17 protein-coding genes are annotated in these 18,174 nt (G+C 69.4%); 12 read left to right on the plus strand and 5 right to left on the minus strand.

All coding sequences use genetic code 11. The features are described from left to right. Nucleotides 1–99: 99 nt before the first annotated feature. Genes SACMADRAFT_RS06120 through SACMADRAFT_RS06135 form a run of 4 tightly spaced genes read left to right on the plus strand, consistent with a single transcriptional unit; the run spans nt 100 to nt 4,492 of the window. A complete protein-coding gene (locus SACMADRAFT_RS06120) occupies nt 100–1,134 on the plus strand; it encodes a methionine synthase (protein WP_009152918.1) in 1,035 nt (344 codons plus the stop codon). 10 nt (nt 1,135–1,144) lie between these two features. Beyond that, on the plus strand, nt 1,145–1,831 hold the full coding sequence (locus SACMADRAFT_RS06125) for a hypothetical protein (protein WP_009152919.1): 687 nt from the start codon (nt 1,145–1,147) through the stop codon (nt 1,829–1,831). 11 nt (nt 1,832–1,842) lie between these two features. Further along, nucleotides 1,843–3,999 (plus strand): NAD-dependent DNA ligase LigA, encoded by a 2,157-nt coding sequence (gene ligA, locus SACMADRAFT_RS06130; RefSeq protein WP_009152920.1) that lies wholly within the window; start codon nt 1,843–1,845, stop codon nt 3,997–3,999. After that, entirely contained in the window at nt 3,992–4,492 is a 501-nt protein-coding gene (locus SACMADRAFT_RS06135) for a GNAT family N-acetyltransferase (RefSeq protein ID WP_009152921.1), read from the plus strand. The genes ligA and SACMADRAFT_RS06135 overlap by 8 nt, the downstream gene beginning before the upstream one ends. A gap of 24 nt (nt 4,493–4,516) precedes the next feature. On the opposite strand, the gene SACMADRAFT_RS06140 is transcribed toward SACMADRAFT_RS06135, so the two are convergent. Then, a complete protein-coding gene (locus SACMADRAFT_RS06140) occupies nt 4,517–5,125 on the minus strand; it encodes a hypothetical protein (protein WP_040925571.1) in 609 nt (202 codons plus the stop codon). Between the two features lie 45 nt (nt 5,126–5,170). Further along, nucleotides 5,171–5,824, minus strand: coding sequence for an ACT domain-containing protein (locus SACMADRAFT_RS06145; RefSeq protein WP_009152923.1), 654 nt, complete (start codon nt 5,822–5,824; stop codon nt 5,171–5,173). Between the two features lie 217 nt (nt 5,825–6,041). Between SACMADRAFT_RS06145 and gatC the strand changes: the two genes are divergently transcribed. From gatC to SACMADRAFT_RS06165, 4 genes are read left to right on the plus strand one after another with little or no spacing between them, the layout of a single operon-like run. After that, the gene (gatC, locus tag SACMADRAFT_RS06150; RefSeq protein ID WP_009152924.1) at nt 6,042–6,341 is read left to right on the plus strand and encodes an Asp-tRNA(Asn)/Glu-tRNA(Gln) amidotransferase subunit GatC; all 300 of its coding nucleotides are present in this window, start codon (nt 6,042–6,044) and stop codon (nt 6,339–6,341) included. Further along, nucleotides 6,338–7,891, plus strand: coding sequence for an Asp-tRNA(Asn)/Glu-tRNA(Gln) amidotransferase subunit GatA (gene gatA, locus SACMADRAFT_RS06155; RefSeq protein ID WP_009152925.1), 1,554 nt, complete (start codon nt 6,338–6,340; stop codon nt 7,889–7,891). Before gatC ends, gatA begins: the two co-directional genes overlap by 4 nt. Continuing rightward, a complete protein-coding gene (gene gatB / locus SACMADRAFT_RS06160; RefSeq protein WP_009152926.1) occupies nt 7,888–9,393 on the plus strand; it encodes an Asp-tRNA(Asn)/Glu-tRNA(Gln) amidotransferase subunit GatB in 1,506 nt (501 codons plus the stop codon). The genes gatA and gatB overlap by 4 nt, the downstream gene beginning before the upstream one ends. A 23-nt stretch (nt 9,394–9,416) precedes the next feature. Beyond that, nucleotides 9,417–9,917 carry a hypothetical protein gene (locus tag SACMADRAFT_RS06165; protein WP_157617202.1) on the plus strand — a complete coding sequence of 167 codons (501 nt, stop codon included), beginning with the start codon at nt 9,417–9,419 and terminating at the stop codon, nt 9,915–9,917. Between the two features lie 81 nt (nt 9,918–9,998). On the opposite strand, the gene SACMADRAFT_RS06170 is transcribed toward SACMADRAFT_RS06165, so the two are convergent. Then, a complete protein-coding gene (locus SACMADRAFT_RS06170) occupies nt 9,999–11,186 on the minus strand; it encodes a PQQ-dependent sugar dehydrogenase (RefSeq protein ID WP_040926137.1) in 1,188 nt (395 codons plus the stop codon). Nucleotides 11,187–11,268: 82 nt separating this feature from the next. Between SACMADRAFT_RS06170 and SACMADRAFT_RS06175 the strand changes: the two genes are divergently transcribed. Beyond that, complete coding sequence (locus SACMADRAFT_RS06175; protein ID WP_040925573.1) at nt 11,269–12,180, plus strand: 2-hydroxyacid dehydrogenase; 912 nt, start codon at nt 11,269–11,271, stop codon at nt 12,178–12,180. 203 nt (nt 12,181–12,383) lie between these two features. After that, entirely contained in the window at nt 12,384–13,016 is a 633-nt protein-coding gene (locus SACMADRAFT_RS06180) for a DoxX family protein (protein ID WP_009152930.1), read from the plus strand. Nucleotides 13,017–13,108: 92 nt separating this feature from the next. Here SACMADRAFT_RS06180 and ilvD read toward each other — a convergent pair whose 3' ends face one another. Together ilvD and SACMADRAFT_RS06190 are read right to left on the minus strand one after the other, a co-directional pair. After that, entirely contained in the window at nt 13,109–14,953 is a 1,845-nt protein-coding gene (gene ilvD / locus SACMADRAFT_RS06185; RefSeq protein WP_009152931.1) for a dihydroxy-acid dehydratase, read from the minus strand. 53 nt (nt 14,954–15,006) lie between these two features. Further along, a complete protein-coding gene (locus tag SACMADRAFT_RS06190) occupies nt 15,007–15,486 on the minus strand; it encodes a PH domain-containing protein (RefSeq protein WP_009152932.1) in 480 nt (159 codons plus the stop codon). 317 nt (nt 15,487–15,803) lie between these two features. On the opposite strand from SACMADRAFT_RS06190, the gene SACMADRAFT_RS06195 reads away from it, so the two are divergent. After that, nucleotides 15,804–17,666, plus strand: coding sequence for an acetolactate synthase large subunit (locus tag SACMADRAFT_RS06195; protein ID WP_009152933.1), 1,863 nt, complete (start codon nt 15,804–15,806; stop codon nt 17,664–17,666). Continuing rightward, on the plus strand, nt 17,663–18,169 hold the full coding sequence (gene ilvN, locus SACMADRAFT_RS06200) for an acetolactate synthase small subunit (protein ID WP_009152934.1): 507 nt from the start codon (nt 17,663–17,665) through the stop codon (nt 18,167–18,169). The genes SACMADRAFT_RS06195 and ilvN overlap by 4 nt, the downstream gene beginning before the upstream one ends. Nucleotides 18,170–18,174: the final 5 nt, after the last annotated feature.

Here is an 18,174-nt window from a genome sequence, read left to right on the forward strand (position 1 = left end):
TACCCAAGACGGTACGCGTCAGCGGCCCCCTCAGCGAGACACCCGAACGGCCGTGCCCCGGCGGCGAAACGGCGGCGTCGCCGGGGCACAATCTCGGGTGTGACCGAACAAGCGTGGCCCCCGGCAGCCGCCACCGGTATCGGCTCGATGCCGGGCACGGATTCTGCCGAGGCCGCCGAGATCGTGCTCGGTGAACTGCCCGACTTCCCGCACCTGCCGGAGCTGCCCGCACGGGGTGTCGGCGCTGACCTGATCGGACGTACCTCGGCGCTGCTGGTCGACCTGGCGGTGGAGGTGGTCGTCAGCGGTTACCGTGTCGCGCCGAGGCCGGGACGGCATCACCGGCGTGCCGTGGACCTGCTTCGCTGGGACATCGACGCGTTCGCCGAGGCCGCACTGCGCAGCAGGCCGCGGCTGGTGAAGATACAGCTCGCCGGACCGTGGACGCTGGCGGCAGGCGTCGAACTCGCGCGGGGCCACCGGGTGCTCACCGACCACGGAGCCACCCGTGACTTCACCGAGTCGCTTGTGGAAGGCCTGCGCTCCCACGTCGCGGAGGTCGCCGAGCGCACGGGTGCGTCGGTGGTCGTCCAGCTCGACGAGCCGACACTTCCCGACGTGCTCGCGGGCTCGCTTTCCACGCCTTCCGGCTACGGCACCGTGGATTCGGTGCCGCAGCCCGAGGCGCGGGACCTGCTCGCCAGGGTGGTGTCGGCGGCCGAGAGCATGACCGGGCAGCCGGTGATCGTGCACTGCTGCGCGCCGCGCCCGCCGGTGGGACTGCTGCGGTCGGCCGGAGCGGGAGCGATCTCGCTGGATGCCACCGTGCTGGACGGGGCACCCGGCACGATGCTCGACGAACTCGGCGAGGCGTGGGACGCGGGAACGACGCTGTTGCTGGGGCTGGTGCCTTCGCAGCCGCCGCAGCCGGGGCGTGACGACCTGCGCGAACTGGCAGGCCCCGCGCTGCGGCTGGTGGACCGGCTCGGTTTCGGCAGGGACGTCCTCGCCGAGCGTGCCGTGCCGACACCCGCCTGCGGGCTCGCGGACGCAGGCGAGGGGTGGCTGCGCAGGGCGTTGTCGCTGACGCGGGATCTGGGCAAAGCGTTCGTGGAGCCTGTCGAGGGCTGGTAGTACTCGCAGCATGCGACTGTTTCGCAAGCGCAGGTCCGAGCTCGTGGATCCACGCACGCCGTGGCCCGACCAGCCGGTTCACCAGGACCCGGCGGCTGCTGCGGCCACGTTCTGGCGCCGCTGGCGGGAGTTGCTGCCCGAGATCAGCGCGGCACTCGGCGACGGCGAGCCACGCAGGGCCGAGGCGTCACTGTGCGAGGCCGTCGCGGCACTGCACCCGAACCTGCAGTTCTCGCTCGAACGCGGGCAGCGGGCGATCTACGCACTTGTCGTGAGCGGCCAGGAGGACCCGCTCCTTCGGCCCTACACCGACGCGTGGAAGGCGGCCGCCCCCGCCGACGACGCGGTGTGGGAGTACCACGACTCGGTGCCACCGGTGCCCGACCCCACCGAGGTGACCGTGAACCTGGGCGAGCATCGGGTGTCGCTTGCCGACGTCCGGGTGGTCGCGCAGGTGGACGAGGAGGAACGGGTGGTGGACGTCGCCGTGTACCACCCCGTGCTCGCCGACCTGCGACAGCAGGCGAGGACGGCGATGACGTTCCTGCCGCTGGACGCGACGCTCGGCGAGCGACTGGCCGCGGAGCGGCTGCGCAGGGTGGAGACGGCCGTCGCCGAACCCGAGGGAACCATCACCCTGCTTCAACTGCGTGACGTGGTGCTCGGCCTCGCCGGAAATGTCGGCGGCGCTGACTAGGCTACGGACCTGTGAGCAGTGAAGACGACCTCGCGGTCATCGCGGAGACCGACCAGGTGGCCGAGGACATCAAGGACGTTCCCGCCGACCTGCGCGAGCGGCACGCCGCGCTGGCGGAGGAGGTCAGGAATCACCAGTTCCGCTACTACGTGCTGGACGCCCCTACGATCTCCGACGCCGCCTTCGACCAGCTCATGCGAGAGCTGGAGCGCATGGAGGCCGAACATCCCGGGCTGTCGTCGCCGGATTCACCGACCCAGAACGTCGGCGGCATGTTCTCCACCGAGTTCAACGCCTACGACCACCTCGAGCGGATGCTCAGCCTGGACAACGCCTTCGACTACGAGGAGCTGCGGGCGTGGGTCGACAGGGTCGAGCGGGAGGTCGGCGACCAGGCGCGCTACCTGTGTGAGCTGAAGATCGACGGGCTGGCCGTCAACCTGCTCTACGAGAACGGCAGCCTCACCCGGGCGTTGACCAGGGGTGACGGCCGCACCGGTGAGGACGTCACGCTGAACGTGCGCACCCTGCAGGACGTGCCGGACAGGCTCCTGGACAGCGACAAGTACCCGGTGCCCGAACTGATCGAGATCCGGGGCGAGGTGTACTTCCGGGTGGGCGAGTTCGCCGACCTCAACGCGGGCCTGGTCGCGGCGGGCAAACCACCGTTCGCCAACCCCCGTAACGCGGCCGCCGGGTCGCTGCGGCAGAAGGACCCGAAGGTCACCAGGACCCGCCCGTTGCGCATGCTCTGCCACGGCTTCGGCAAGCGCGTCGGCTTCGACCCGCAGTCGCAGTCGCAGGCCTACGAGGCGCTGGCGGCGTGGGGCATGCCGGTGTCGTCGCACACCACGGTCATCGAGACCGCCGAAGGGCTCGTCGGGCACATCGAGTACTGGGGCGAGCACAAGCACGACGCCGAGTACGAGATCGACGGCGTGGTGATCAAGGTCGACCAGATAGCCCTGCAACGCAGGCTCGGCGCGACCTCACGCGCGCCGCGGTGGGCCATCGCCTACAAGTACCCGCCGGAGGAAGCCAACACGACGCTGCTGGACATCCGCGTCAACGTCGGCAGGACCGGACGGGTCACCCCGTACGCGGTGATGGAGCCGGTGAAGGTCGCGGGCTCGACGGTGGCCATGGCGACGCTGCACAACGCCGAGGAGGTCAAACGCAAGGGCGTGCTGATCGGCGACCGCGTCGTGATCCGCAAGGCAGGAGACGTCATCCCGGAGGTCCTCGGCCCTGTCGTCGATGTGCGCACCGGCGACGAGCGAGAGTTCGTCATGCCGACGCACTGTCCGGAGTGCGGCACCCGGCTGGCCTACGAGAAGGAGGGCGACGCCGACATCCGCTGTCCCAACGCGCGGTCGTGTCCGGCGCAGCTTCGGGAGCGGCTGTTCCACCTCGCCGGGCGTGGCGCCTTCGACATCGAGGTGCTCGGCTGGGAGGCGGCGGGCGCGCTGCTGCGGTCGGGGGTACTCACCGACGAGGGCGACGTCTTCGACCTCGACGAGGGCAAGCTCAAGCGGGTGGATCTGTTCGTCACCAAGTCGGGCGAGTTGTCGGCCAACGGGGCGAGGCTGCTCGCCAATCTCGACTCGGCCAAGGACCGTCCACTGTGGAAGGTGCTGGTCGCGCTGTCCATCCGGCACGTCGGTCCCACGGCGGCGCAGGCACTGGCGAGGGAGTTCGGCTCAGTCGACGCCGTCGAGCAGGCCGACGAGGAACAACTGGCGCAGGTCGACGGCGTCGGCCCCACCATCGCGCAGGCGGTGCGGGAATGGTTCGCCGTCGACTGGCACCGCGAGATCGTGCAGAAGTGGCGCCGCGCGGGCGTGCGCATGGAGCAGGAACGCGACACCTCGGTGCCGCGCAACCTGCAGGGCCTCTCCATCGTCGTCACCGGCTCGCTCGAGCAGTTCTCCCGCGAGGAGGCCAAGGAGGCGATCATGGCGCGCGGGGGCAAGGCCGCGGGCTCGGTGTCCAAGAAGACCGCTTTCGTCGTCGTGGGTGAGGCTCCCGGGTCGAAGTACGACAAGGCGGTACAGCTCAAGGTGCCGGTGCTGGACGAGAACGGCTTCCGGGTGTTGCTCGACAGCGGACCGGACGCGGCCAGGCAGGTGGCCGAGGTCACCGACGAGGGGACGGGCAGCGATGAGTGACATCGTCGTACGGGCCGCGCGGCCGCAGGAGTTGACCGCGGTCGGCGAGCTGACCCTGGCGGCCTACCGGGTCGACGGGTTTCTCGACTACCCGCAGGCCCAGTCCTACGCCGAGGAGCTTCGTGACGCCGCCCGCCGCTATCGCGACGGCGAGCTGCTGGTGGCCACCGACGATACCGACGAGCCGCTGGGGACGGTGACCATCGCGCTGCCCGGCACGCCCTACGCGGAGCTGTGCCGCGAAGGCGAGCTGGAGTTCCGGATGCTCGCGGTAGCGGCGAGCGCCAGGCGCAAGGGCGTGGGCGAGGCGTTGACCAGGGCTGTCATCGAACGGGCGAAGGAACTCGGCGCGCTACGCGTGGTGCTGTGCAGTCAGGCTGCGATGCGGACGGCGCATCGCCTCTACGAGCGGCTGGGCTTTCGGCGGCTGCCGCAGCGCGACTGGGAACCTGCGGCGGGCATCAAGCTGCTGGCGTATGCGATCCAGCTGTAGCGGGGGCGAGGCACCAGCGCTAACTCACCGTTCGTGTGGTCGCCACGTTCGCCGCCTGACCACCGTCACCGCCAGCGCCAGCACGGCCAGCGCGCCGAGCAGCGCCAGCACGGCGGGCACCACACCGATGCGGTCGACCACCCACAGCACCACCGCGCGGCTACGGGAATCCGGGTCGGCCAGCACCACCGCCACGAACACCACGGCCAGCACCGATGCGGCGGCCAGCACCCAGCGGCCGTGGTGGGTACGCAACCCGAACTTGCGGCTGACGACTCGAGCCGCGCGCATGATGCGTCCCACCCGCAGCACCCGTAGCGCGCCGATGGCGAGGAGCAGTCGCAGGATCTGTAGCGGACCGACGACGAAGACGACGGCGGGCACCGCGAGGCCGACGATCAGCAGCTGCGCGCGGTAACGACGCACCCAGCTCGTAACGCTGCCGCTGAGCCACAGCAACAGCAACGACTCGCCGACGAGCACGGCCAGTGACAGCCAGTTGAGCACCTGGCCGACGACCGCGGTGGGGCCTCCCGTGGTGGTCAGGAAGACGGCAGGCACCGACACCAGCGCCGCGGCCAGCACGGGAGCCGACATTCGCTCCCGTGCCCGTTCCGCCCGGCTGTCGCCCACCTGTCCAGTTTAGGAACTGAGGAAGCGATGTTTCGTCACGCTGTGTCAGCTGTCGAGTACGACGGCGACGATCCCCGCGAGGTGGGCGAGCCTTGCGACCTCGGCCGCGCGGAACATCGGCCCACCGGGGCGACCCACCAGCAGCGCCCGGTCGGGTTTGCCCAGCGGGGTCGCGGCCAGTTCGGTGCCGAGTTCCTTCCAGGTGTCCGGAATCCAGCTGTCCTCGGAATCGAGGACGGTCGCGCGCTCCAGCGGCAGCCACGGCAGGTCGCGCAGCGGCACCTCGGGCGCTGCCGTCGAGGAGGCCAGCCGCCGTACCTCGTGGTCGGCCTTCGCGACCACCAGCGACCAGCCGGCACGGATGATCTTGGGGACGCCCTCGGCGAGGAGGTCGAGGCCGGACACGGGGCGCGCCGCGATCTCTTCCACCAGTTCCAGCTCACGGTGTGTGTCGAGGACACCGGCGTAGGGGCGCACGGCGTCGACCTCCACGCCCTCGACGCTTTCCGCGGCGGTGATCAGAGCGTCGGGCAGCCTCCCCGACGGCAGCTCCACCACCAGGTCGTCGACCGCGATTCCCTCGCCACGCTCGACCACGTCGACGCTGAGAATGTCAGCACCTGCCATGCCGAGCGCGGTGGCCACGGCGCCGAGGGTGCCGGGGCTGTCCGGGAGCTGGACCCGGATCAGGAACGACAACGTGAACCCCTCTCCTCGGCCAGCGTCCTCACCTCATTCACGTAGTTACGCCTTTCGCCAGCCGATAATTGTTGCAGAAGGACGCTGGCGTGGGCAGCCACCATCGGCGGCGACCCGGTCGAGCTTGCCAGGTCGCACGCCATAGACTGCCCTGAGGAGTACCCAAATCCGCAACGTCCTCATTGAGAATTGAGAACACCCTTCCGGAGTCGCCCGCGTGTCGAATATTTCCCGTGCTGAGGTCGCGCACCTCGCCAAGTTGGCCAGGATGGCAGTCACCGAGGAGGAACTGGACGTCTTCGCAGACCAACTCGACCAGATCCTGGACGCCGTGGCCAAGGTCAGCGAGGTCGCAGGCGACGACATCCCGCCGACGTCGCACGCCGTGCCGCTGACCAACACCTTCCGCGAGGACGTGGTGAGGCCGGGGCTGACGCAGCAGGAGGCCCTCGCCTGCGCTCCGGCCGCGGAAGAGGGCAGGTTCCGCGTACCTCGCATCCTGGGGGAAGAGCAGTGACCGACTCGACCGATCTGACCAGGCTGACCGCGGCCGAACTCGCGGACAGGATCCACGCCCGCGACGTCAGCGCCGTCGAGGCCACCCAGGCGCACCTCGACCGCATAGCCGAGGTCGACGGCGCGGTACACGCGTTCCTGCACGTCGACGCCGAAGGTGCGCTGGCGGCGGCGCGGCTGGTCGATGCCACGCTGGCCGAAGGCGGGGACCCGGTCTCGCCGCTGGCGGGCGTGCCGTTGGCGCTCAAGGACGTGTTCACCACCAAGGACATGCCGACCACCTGCGGCTCGAAGACGCTGGAGCACTGGCTGCCGCCCTACGACGCCACCGTGACGCGCAGGCTGCGTGAGGCGGGGATGGTCGTTCTCGGCAAGACGAACATGGACGAGTTCGCGATGGGCTCCTCCACGGAGAACTCCGCGTTCGGCCCCACCCGCAACCCCTGGGATCTCGACCGCATCCCCGGTGGCTCCGGCGGCGGATCTTCCGCATCGGTGGCGGCCTTCGAGGCACCGCTGGCGATCGGTACCGACACCGGTGGCTCGATCCGCCAGCCCGCCGCCGTCACCGGAACCGTCGGCGTCAAGCCGACCTACGGCGGGGTGTCGCGCTACGGACTGGTCGCGTTCTCCTCATCGCTGGACCAGGGCGGCCCGTGCGCGCGGACGGTGCTCGACGCCGCGCTGCTGCACGAGATCATCGCGGGCCACGACCCGCTCGATTCCACCTCGATCGAAAGGCCCGTCCCCGCTGTGGTCGCGGCGGCGCGCGAAGGCGCGAAGGGCGACCTCTCGGGGATGCGAATCGGTGTGGTCGCCCAGTTCCAGGGAGAGGGCTACCAGTCAGGCGTGCTCGGTTCCTTCGAGTCCGCCGTCGCGCGGCTGCGCGAGCTGGGTGCGGAGATCGTCGAGGTGTCCTGCCCCAGCTTCGACTACGCGCTGTCGGCCTACTACCTCATCGCGCCGAGTGAGTGCTCCTCCAACCTCGCCCGCTTCGACGCCATGCGTTACGGCCTGCGGGTTGGCGACGACGGCACGCGCAGCGCCGAGGAGGTCATGTCGCTTTCGCGCGAGGCCGGTTTCGGCGCCGAGGTGAAGCGGCGGATCATGCTGGGAACCTACGCGTTGTCGTCGGGTTACTACGACGCCTACTACGGCTCCGCGCAGAAGGTGCGCACGCTGATCGCGCGTGATTTCGCCTCCGCGTTCGAGCAGGTGGACGTGCTGGTGTCGCCGACGACGCCCACCACGGCGTTCCGCATCGGTGAGCGGGTGGACGACCCGCTGGCGATGTATCTCGCCGACCTGTGCACGATTCCGGCCAACCTCGCGGGCAACGCTGCCATGAGTGTCCCGAGTGGACTGTCGGACGACGACGGGCTTCCGGTCGGGCTACAGGTCATGGCGCCCGCGCTCGCCGACGAGCGGCTCTACCGGGTCGGGGCCGCCTACGAGACGGCACGGGGACCGTTGCTGGACAAGATGCCTGAGTTGAAGGGAGCGCCTCGCGTGAGGCCCGACGCACTCGTTCGCTCGGAGGTGCCGCGATGACCGCCGTCGCCGAGTTGATGGACTTTCCCGAGGTCGTGCAGCGCTACGACCCGGTGCTGGGACTCGAGGTTCACGTCGAACTCAACACGAACACCAAGATGTTCTGCGGGTGCCCCAACCTCTTCGGTGGTGAGCCGAACACTCACGTCTGCCCGACGTGTCTGGGTCTGCCCGGTGCCCTGCCTGTCGTCAACGGCAAAGCGGTGGAGTCGGCCATCCGCATCGGACTGGCGCTGAACTGCGAGATCGCGCCGTGGTGCCGGTTCGCACGGAAGAATTACTTCTATCCCGACATGCCGAAGAACTTCCAGACCTCGCAGTACGACGAGCCGATCGCCTTCGACGGACACCTCGACGTGATGTTGGACGACGGCGAGATAGTGCGCGTGGGCATCGAGCGGGCCCACATGGAGGAGGACACCGGCAAGTCGCTGCACGTGGGAGGCGCCACGGGGCGCATCCACGGCGCGGAACACTCGCTGCTGGACTACAACAGGGCAGGCGTGCCGCTCATCGAGATCGTCACCAAGCCGATCGAGGGCATGGGCGCACGCGCGCCGGAGGTCGCCCGTGCCTACGTGACGGCGCTGCGGGACCTGTTGCGTGACATGGACGTCTCGGACGTGCGGATGGACCAGGGCTCGCTGCGCTGCGACGCCAACGTCTCGCTGATGCCGAAGGGAGCCACCGAGTTCGGCACCCGCACCGAGACCAAGAACGTCAACTCGCTGCGTAGCGTCGAGCGGGCGGTGCGCTACGAGATGTCGAGGCAGGCGGCGGTGCTGTCCGCGGGCGGCACGGTCACCCAGGAGACCCGCCACTTCCAGGAGTCCGACGGCACCACCTCGCCGGGCAGGGTGAAGGAGACGGCGGAGGACTACCGCTACTTCCCCGAGCCCGACCTGGTTCCCATCGCGCCCTCCGGCGAGTGGGTGGAGCAACTGCGCGGCACCATCCCGGAGTTGCCGTGGCAGCGCCGCAAGCGGATACAGGCCGAGTGGAACCTCACCGACGAGGAACTGCGCGACCTGGTGAACACCGGTGCGGCCGATCTGGTCGCCGCCACGGTGGACGCGGGCGCCGATCCTGGCGAGGCGCGCAGTTGGTGGGTGCAGTACCTGACCCAGCAGGCCAACACCAAGGGTGTGGAGCTGGCAGGGCTGCCGATCACGCCGGCACAGGTCGCTCGCGTGATCGAGCTGGTGTCGTCCGGCACGCTCACCAACAAGCTCGCCCGCGAGGTGGTGCAGGGTGTGCTCGCAGGTGAGGGCGAGCCGGACGAGGTGGTCGACAAGCGCGGCCTGAAGGTCGTCTCCGACGATTCGGCCCTGATCGCCGCCGTCGACGAGGCGCTTGCCGCGCAGCCCGACGTCGCCGACAAGATCCGTGGTGGCAAGGTGGCAGCGGCCGGTGCCATCGTCGGTGCCGTGATGAAGGCGACCAAGGGGCAGGCCGACGCCAAGCGCGTGCGCGAGCTGATCCTGGAACGCGTCGGTTCCTGACAGCCGTGTGGTCACCGAAACGTGTGACGTGGCGTGAGTGGCTAGGCCTCGCTGCCGGGCTGCTCGCGCTCGCGGCGCTCTTCCTGCCGTGGACCGAGCTCTCGGCCACCGACCCGCAGCTGCGAGCGGCGTTGGCCGAACTGCCGAGTGAGGACGTGTCCCGCCCGGTGTGGTCGGCCACGTTCTTCGGATGGTTCCCGCCGCTGCTGCTGGTGCTGACCGGACTGGCGGTGGTCCTCTTCGGCCAGTCGACCCGGGCGAGGTGGAGCGGGCTGCCGCAACTGTGGCTGGTGGCCACCGTGGTCGCGCTCGTGGGCACCGTACTCGGCTGGGTGTTCATCGACTGGCAGTTCGGTGAGCAGCAGCGCGGGCTGCTCACCGAGAGCGGGGTGAGCATCGGCGCTGGGGTCGGTCGCTACCTGTGTGTCGCGGCAGCGTTGGTCTCGCTGACCGGCGCCGTGCTCGATGTGGTGGCGCTAAGGACGGAGTCCCGGCTGCCGCGAAAGGAGCGGGTGCGCCGGTAGGCGGTGTGCTCTTGTGGTCGCTGTGCCGCTGTGCCGCTGTGCCGCTGTGCCGCTGTGTCGGTGTGCCTGTTGTGCCGCCGCTCAGTCGCGGCCGGAACCCGAGGCAGGTTGCCTGACGATCAGGACGACCCTGTCGTCGCTGGAGATCGGCTTCCCACCGTCCTTGTTGACCGTTCCCGCGACAGCGACGTCCGGGGTTACCGGGTCGAGCGCGCCGAGCTTGCCGTAGCTGGTGCCGTTCTCGCCGTCCATCGTCACCTGCGGCTTACCACCGACGGAGCCGTCCTCGGTGAGCGGGAGGTTCTGTATGTTGGCCGCTTCGGAGGTGGCCACGGCGAGTACGTCCGTCCAGTCGGTGCACCCGGTGACGCCCGGCTTCTCCGGCCAGGTCCACGCGGGCACCGACAGTTGCTCACCCGCCTCGATCCGGTAGAGCGCGTCACGATCGGGTGCCTGGTCCGTCACCCAGAGCCGGGAGCCGTCCGAGGTCTTGCACAGCCCGCCGGGAGCATGCAACCCGCTGGCGAGCACGGGGGAGTCGGGGTCGGGATTGTCCTGCGCAGGCTGCCCGGTCGGTGTGATCCGTAGCACCTTGCCCGCCAGCGACTTGGGGTCCGCGGCGGCGCGCGAGTCGCCTGCGTTCCCGGTCGCCACCAGCAGTGATCCCCTGCCGTCGGCCAGCAATGCCCCCCGGTTGCCGGTCGCGCCCTTGGGGATTCCGGTTAGCACCGGTTTGGCGGGTTCACCTTCGGCGAAGCGGACGACCCGGTTGTCGGTGTCGGTGGTGATGTAGGCGAAGACGAGACCGTCCTCGCCGTAGCCGGGCGACAGCGCCAGCCCGGTGAGCCCCCCGTCTCCGGTGGCCTCCACGTCCAGCCGCGCGACCTCTTCCTGGTCGGCGTTGGCGCCGACCCGAAACACCGTGCCGCTTCTGCGTTCGCCCGCGTAGACGTTCACGGTCGAGCCGTCGGTCGGCAGCGCGGCAACGGCGGACACGGTGTCGAGGCAGGTGGCGATGACCGCCTTGTCGAAGTCGGTGCACCCGTCCGGCGGTGGCACGGGGGTGCGTGAGGTGGGCGGTGCGCTCGGTACCCCGGGTGTGCCCGCCTCTGGCAGGTCGGGTTGCGGGCCTGCCTCCGGCGTGAGCTGCGGAGCGGGCTGCCAGCTCGTCGGGGCCGCGGAGTCCTCGAACTCGGCGCATCCGGCCAGGAACAACCCCGCGCTGGCCACGACGGCCAGCGGCCAGTTCCCCCGCCTGCCGGGCCGGATGATCCGCACGATCCTCCACCCTAGGTGGGGCTTCGTGAACCTCTGGTGAGTGGGCAGGCGGCGGGTGGGTCACGATGGGGGTGTGACGATCACTGTTCTGGTGCCCGACGACGACGGCATGGTGGCCCTTTCGGGCGTCTCTCGGGTGCGACCACTGCGCTACCGGATGGGAGAGCCGCTGCCGGAGCAGGCACGGGAGGCCGAGGTGCTGATCCCCTCCGGCGGTGCCGCCGCGGTGCGGCCGATGCTGGTGGGGTTGCCGAGGCTGCGGCTGATCCAGTTGCTGTCCGCGGGCGCTGAGGACTGGGTGGGCACCCTCCCCGGCGGGGTGCTGCTTTCCACCTGCCGTGGCGCGCACGGTGGCAGTACCGCGGAATGGGTGCTGGCGGTGCTGCTTTCGATGTATCGGGAGCTGGAAGCGTTCACCGAAGCCAGGCGAGCGGCCGAGTGGGCTCCTCGAGTGGGCGAAACGCTGCAGGGCAAGCGGGTGCTCGTGGTCGGCGCGGGCGATGTCGGGACGCAGGTGCGGCGCAGGCTGGAGCCGTTCGATGCCTGGGTCACCATGGTCGGGCTCTCGGCAAGGCCGGGAGTGCACGAGGTCGCCGAACTGCCCTCGTTGTTGCCGGACAGCGACGTGGTGGTGTTGCTGGTGCCGCTGACGTCTCGCACCCGCGCGATGGTGGACGCGAGCTTCCTCGCCGCGATGCCGGACGGTGCGGTGCTGGTCAACGCCTCGCGGGGTCCGGTCGTGGACACCGAAGCGCTGCTCGCCGAACTCGTCTCGGGCAGGCTGCGTGCGGCACTGGATGTCACCGATCCCGAACCACTTCCCGCCGAGCACCCGCTGTGGTCCGCGCCGGGGGTTGTGCTGACCCCGCACGTGGCGGGCTCGGTCTGCGGTGCGCGACGGCGTTCATACCGGGTCGCCGTGGCCGAGATCGAGCGTTACGTGCAGGGCGAACTACCGAGGAACCTGGTGCACGGCGAGTACTGACCCCGGCGAGTCCCCCGTTCCTGCCCGCGAGTCCCCCGCTCCTGCCCGCGAGTCCCCCGCTCTCGCCCGCGAGTTCTGCGTTCCCGCGGGGGCCGCGCATGGCGCGAGCGGAGCACACCTGGCAGTTGTTGCCCAGTGACACGGCGTACCAAGTTCGAGGTAGGGATATACGACCGGGCGGTAATGCTCTACTCTCCGCCCGCATGAACACTCGTGACGACGAGCTTGACCAACGGACGACTCGTCTGCGCTCGGACCAGTTCGACGGCAGCGGCTTCACCCCTGAGGAGAACCCACCGTTCGAGGACCGGCTTTCCGATGACGAGGACGAGCCGAACCGTTGGCATGGCGGGCTTGATTTCGGCCTGCTGATTCTGCGTCTCGCGCTGGGCGGGACGATCGGTGCGCACGGCCTGCAGAAGCTGTTCGGGCTCTTCGACGGTCCCGGCATCGGTGGGTTCGCCGACGCGCTCGGCGAGTTCGGCTACACGAGCCAGACCACACTGCTCGCCTGGATCACCGGAATCGCCGAGGTCGGAGGCGGCGCGCTGCTGATCCTCGGACTCTTCACGCCACTCGGCGCCGCCGCGGTACTCGGGGTGACGGCCAGTGCCGTCTACGTCAAGTTCAGCGGCGGCTACTTCCTCGGCCAGGGACAGGGCTTCGAGTACGAGGTCATGCTCTCCGCCGTCGCGTTCGCCCTGCTGTTCACCGGATCGGGCAGGGTCGCGCTGGACAAGAACACCCCCTGGCGGCGAAAGCCGCTCGCGTTCGGGATCGTCGCACTGCTGCTTGCCGCGGCGGCTGTCGCCGTGGTGATCGTCCTGTTCCGTTAACCCGCTCGGACAATGCCCGAAGGCAAGCGAGGCAGCGCTGGTCCCGTGACGCGGAACCAGCGCTGCCTCGCTTGGTAAGGGCGTTCCCGCCGCTACTTGCCGGGGTCGCGAACCGCGCCGGTGTCGGCTGAGGTCGCCATGCGGGCGTAGGCCCGCAGCGCGCCGCTCACCGGCCGCTGGCGGTCCGCAGGCTGCCACGGCCGTTCGCTTGCCTCCATCTTCGCGCGGCGTTCGGCCAGCACGTCGTCGTCCACCAGCAGCTTCAGGGTGCGCTCGCGCACGTCGATCAGGATCTGGTCGCCGTCGGCGACAAGTCCGATGGTGCCGCCCGCCGCCGCCTCCGGGGAGATGTGCCCCACCGAGATCCCCGAGGAGCCACCGGAGAACCGGCCGTCGGTGATGAGCGCGCATACCTTGCCCAAGCCCGCGCCCTTGAGGAACGCCGTCGGGTGCAGCATCTCCTGCATCCCTGGTCCACCCGAGGGGCCCTCGTAGCGCACCACCAGCACATGACCCGGCTGCACGCGCTTGCCCAGAATCGCCGACACGGCTTCTTCCTGGCTCTCCACGACCAGCGCAGGCCCCTGGAACCGCCACAGCTCCTCGTCGATTCCGGCGGACTTGATGACCGCGCCGTTCTCGGCGAGATTGCCGCGCAACACCGCGAGTCCGCCGTCGGCGGTGTAGGCATGTGCCACATCACGCACGCAGCCGTGCTCGGCGTCGGTGTCCAGAGCGGACCACCGGTTGCCGGTCGAGAACGCCTCCGTGGTGCGAACGCCACCCGGCGCGGCGTGGAACAACTCGATCGCCTCGGCCGAGGGTGATTCGCTCCGAACGTCCCACTTGGACAGCCACTCGTGCAGGGACGAAGCGTGGACGGCGTGCACGTCCTCATTGAGCAGTCCGGCCCGGTACAGCTCTCCGAGAATGGCGGGAATCCCGCCTGCCCTGTGCACGTCCTCCATGTGGTAGTCGGAGTTCGGTGCCACTTTGGACAAACAGGGCACCCTGCGGCCGATCGCATCGATGTCGTCGATGGTGAAGTCGACCTCGCCCTCCCGCGCGGCGGCGAGGATGTGCAGGACGGTGTTGGTCGAACCGCCCATGGCCATGTCGAGGGCCATGGCGTTCTCGAAGGCCTGCTTGCAGGCGATCGAGCGAGGCAGCGCCGACTCGTCGTCGGAGAAGTACCAGCGCTTGGCGAGTTCCACCACCGTGCGGCCCGCCTCGCTGAACAGCTCACGACGGGCGGCGTGGGTGGCCAATGTGGACCCGTTGCCGGGAAGGGAGAGCCCGAGCGCCTCGGTGAGGCAGTTCATCGAGTTCGCCGTGAACATGCCGGAGCACGAGCCGCAGGTAGGGCATGCGGAACGCTCCACCACCGAAAGTCCCTCGTCGTCCACGTTCGAGCTGGCGGAGGCCGAGATCGCGGTGATCAGGTCGGTTGGCGCCTGCGCGACGCCGTCCACCACGACGGCCTTGCCCGCTTCCATCGGACCACCGGAGACGAACACGGTGGGGATGTTGAGCCGCATGGCGGCGTTGAGCATGCCCGGTGTGATCTTGTCGCAGTTGGAGATGCACACCAGCGCATCGGCCTGGTGGGCGTTGACCATGTACTCGACGGAGTCGGCGATGATCTCGCGGGAAGGCAGCGAGTACAGCATTCCGCTGTGTCCCATCGCGATGCCGTCGTCCACGGCGATCGTGTGGAACTCACGCGGCACACCGCCCGCCTCCCGTACGGCGTCGGCCACGATCTCGCCAAGATCCTTCAGATGTACGTGCCCCGGCACGAACTGGGTGTAGGAGTTGGCGATCGCCACGATCGGCTTGCCGAAGTCGCTGTCGGTCATGCCGGTCGCGCGCCACAGGGAACGAGCCCCCGCGGCGTTGCGGCCGTGGGTGGTGGTACGGGAACGCAGAGCTGGCATGGAGCAAGACTACGCCCGCCGGTGCGGGGAGACGGCCGAACCCCGCGAAACGGTCAGGAGGGTTCGTCGAGCAAGCCGGAGGGGTCGGGCAGCCTGCCCTCGCTGACGAGTGACAGCACGGGCAGGTGCCGGGTCCGCACCGTGGGCAGCGCGATCTTGCTGCCGTCGGCGAGCACGGCTTCGATCTTCGATTTCGGCGTGATCGACAACCCCCGCAGCGCCTCCCACGGCAGTTCTTTCGTGCCGAACAGCGTTCGCACCGTGATGCCGTCGCGAGTGGCCGTTGTGCGGGTGCGTGCCACCCACCAGGCCAGCCCGATCGGGATCAGCAGCAGCGGAAGCAGCGCGGGGATCGCGGTGGCGGCCGGGAACACGCAGCCGAACAGCAGCAGCACGGCGATCATGGCGGTGCCGGGCACGCGGAAGATCGCCCGCCTGCCCGCCTCGGCGGTGGCCTCGCTTGCGGCGGGCTCGGCCTGCCGCGTGGACTCCCGCGGCGTCGCCGCTGCCTGGTTCGTCGAGTCGTCTGCCACCCTTCGATGGTGCACCGCTGGTGAGCGGTGGCCAAATTCGGGGGCATCCAACGGTCGGACGGTCCAGTATCCGGGATCACGATTCCGCAGAGTTGACACCCGTGACCGGGGGCGATTAACGTCGGCAGTGTGAAACCGCAGACCATTCTCGTACTTTCCGAGCGCGTCGACGCGTAGGGAAGTCACTCTGCGTCGACGCGCGACCCTCGTGCGACCATCTCGGTCGGCGGGGGTTTTTTAGTGCCCGGAACAGACGAATAAGAGCCGACAAGAGCCGACAGAGCGCACCAGCACTCCAGACCCACGAGGCAGAACCGATGACAAGCGCCACCTCGCGATCGGAAACGAATGCCGGGCCGACGTCACACCAGGCGTCGCCCAGCCAGCTAGGAGCACGGCCGAAGCCCGCCCCGCCCGCGGGAACACCGGTACGGGTTACCGGTGCGCAGTCGCTCGTGCGCTCGCTCGAAGCGGTCGGTGTCGAGGTGGTGTTCGGAATTCCGGGCGGCACCATCCTGCCCGCCTACGACCCGCTGCTCGACTCCACGAAGGTGCGGCACGTCCTGGTGCGGCACGAGCAGGGCGCGGGCCACGCCGCCACCGGATACGCGCAGGCGACCGGCAAGGTCGGTGTGTGCATGGCTACGTCGGGGCCGGGAGCCACGAACCTGGTGACCCCGCTGGCGGATGCGCACATGGACTCGGTGCCACTGGTGGCCATCACCGGCCAGCAGACCCGCGCGCTCATCGGCACCGACGCGTTCCAGGAAGCCGACATCTGCGGCATCACGATGCCGATCACCAAGCACAACTTCCTCGTCACCGATCCCGCGGACATCCCGAGGGTGATCGCCGAGGCGTTCCACCTCGCCAGCACCGGCAGGCCGGGGCCGGTGCTCGTGGACATCCCCAAGGACGTGTTGCAGGAGGCGACCTCCTTCGCCTGGCCTCCGGAGTTGCACCTGCCCGGTTACCGGCCGACCCTGCGCCCGCACGGCAAGCAGGTCCGGGAGGCCGCTCGGCTCATCAACAACGCGCGGCGGCCGGTGCTCTACGTCGGTGGTGGCGTGCTCAAGGCGCAGGCCTCGGAGCAGCTTCGGGAACTGGCCGAGCTGACCGGTATCCCGGTGGTCACCACGCTGATGGCGCGCGGTGCGTTCCCCGACTCCCATTCCCAGCACCTCGGGATGCCCGGGATGCACGGGACGGTGGCGGCGGTGGCCGCGATGCAGCGTTCGGACCTGCTCGTGGCACTGGGAGCGCGGTTCGACGACCGGGTCACCGGGCAGCTGTCCTCGTTCGCCCCGGACGCCACCGTCGTGCACGCCGACATCGACCCCGCGGAGATCTCGAAGAACCGCAAGGCCGACGTGCCGATCGTCGGTGACTGCGGCGAGATCATCACCGAGCTGATCGCCGCGGTGAAGGCCGAGCGCGACAGCGCGCCTTCGGTCGACCTCACACCGTGGTGGACGCAGCTCAACTCCTGGCGCGACACGTTCCCCGCGGGTTACGACTGGCCGTCCGACGGCAGCCTGTCCCCGCAGTACGTGATCGAGCGGATCGGCGCGCTGGTGGGGCCTGACGCGGTCTACGCGGCCGGTGTCGGTCAGCACCAGATGTGGGCGGCGCAGTTCATCTCCTACGAGCGGCCGCGCACCTGGATCAACTCCGGTGGTCTCGGCACGATGGGCTTCGCGGTGCCCGCCGCGATGGGTGCCCAGCTCGGCTGCCCCGACAAGCAGGTGTGGGCGATCGACGGGGACGGCTGCTTCCAGATGACCAACCAGGAACTGGCCACCTGCGCCATCGAGGGCGCGCCCATCAAGGTCGCCGTAATCAACAACGGCAACCTCGGCATGGTGCGGCAGTGGCAGAACCTGTTCTACGCCGAGCGCTACTCCAACACCGACCTCGGCACGCACAAGCACCGCATCCCCGACTTCACCCTGCTTGCCGAGGCGCTGGGCTGCGCGGGTCTGCGTTGCGAGACCAAGGACGAGGTCGACGACGTCATCCGGCGCGCGATGGAGATCAACGACCGCCCCGTCGTGATCGACTTCGTCGTGGGCAAGGATGCTCAGGTGTGGCCGATGGTCGCGGCGGGGACCGGTAACGACGAGATCATGGCCGCACGGGGTATCCGGCCGCTGTTCGAGGACGACGAGGTGTCGCAATGACCAACCACACGCTGAGCGTTCTGGTGGAGAACGTGCCCGGCGTGCTCGCCAGGGTGTCGGGACTGTTCTCCCGCCGCGGCTTCAACATCGAATCCCTCGCCGTGGGGCCGACGGAGAACCCCGAGGTCTCCCGGATGACGATCGTGGTCGCCGTCGAAGAGCAACCGCTCGAACAGGTGACCAAGCAGCTCAACAAGCTCGTCAACGTCATCAAGATCGTGGAGTTGGACCCGGCCAGCTCGGTGCAGCGGGAACTGCTGCTCGTCAAGGTCAGGGCCGACGCCACGGTGCGCAGCCAGGTCCTGGAGACGGTGCAGTTGTTCCGCGCCAAGGTCGTCGACGTCTCGCCGGAGGCGCTCACCATCGAGGCCACCGGCACCAGCGACAAGATCGGTGCGCTGCTGCGGATGCTGGAACCGTACGGCGTGCGCGAACTCGTTCAGTCGGGCATGGTCGCCGTCGGCAGGGGCGCGCGGTCGATCACGGCGGCGTCGGTGCGCTGAACCCA

The organism is Saccharomonospora marina XMU15 (assembly GCF_000244955.1).
GTDB lineage: Bacteria > Actinomycetota > Actinomycetes > Mycobacteriales > Pseudonocardiaceae > Saccharomonospora_A > Saccharomonospora_A marina.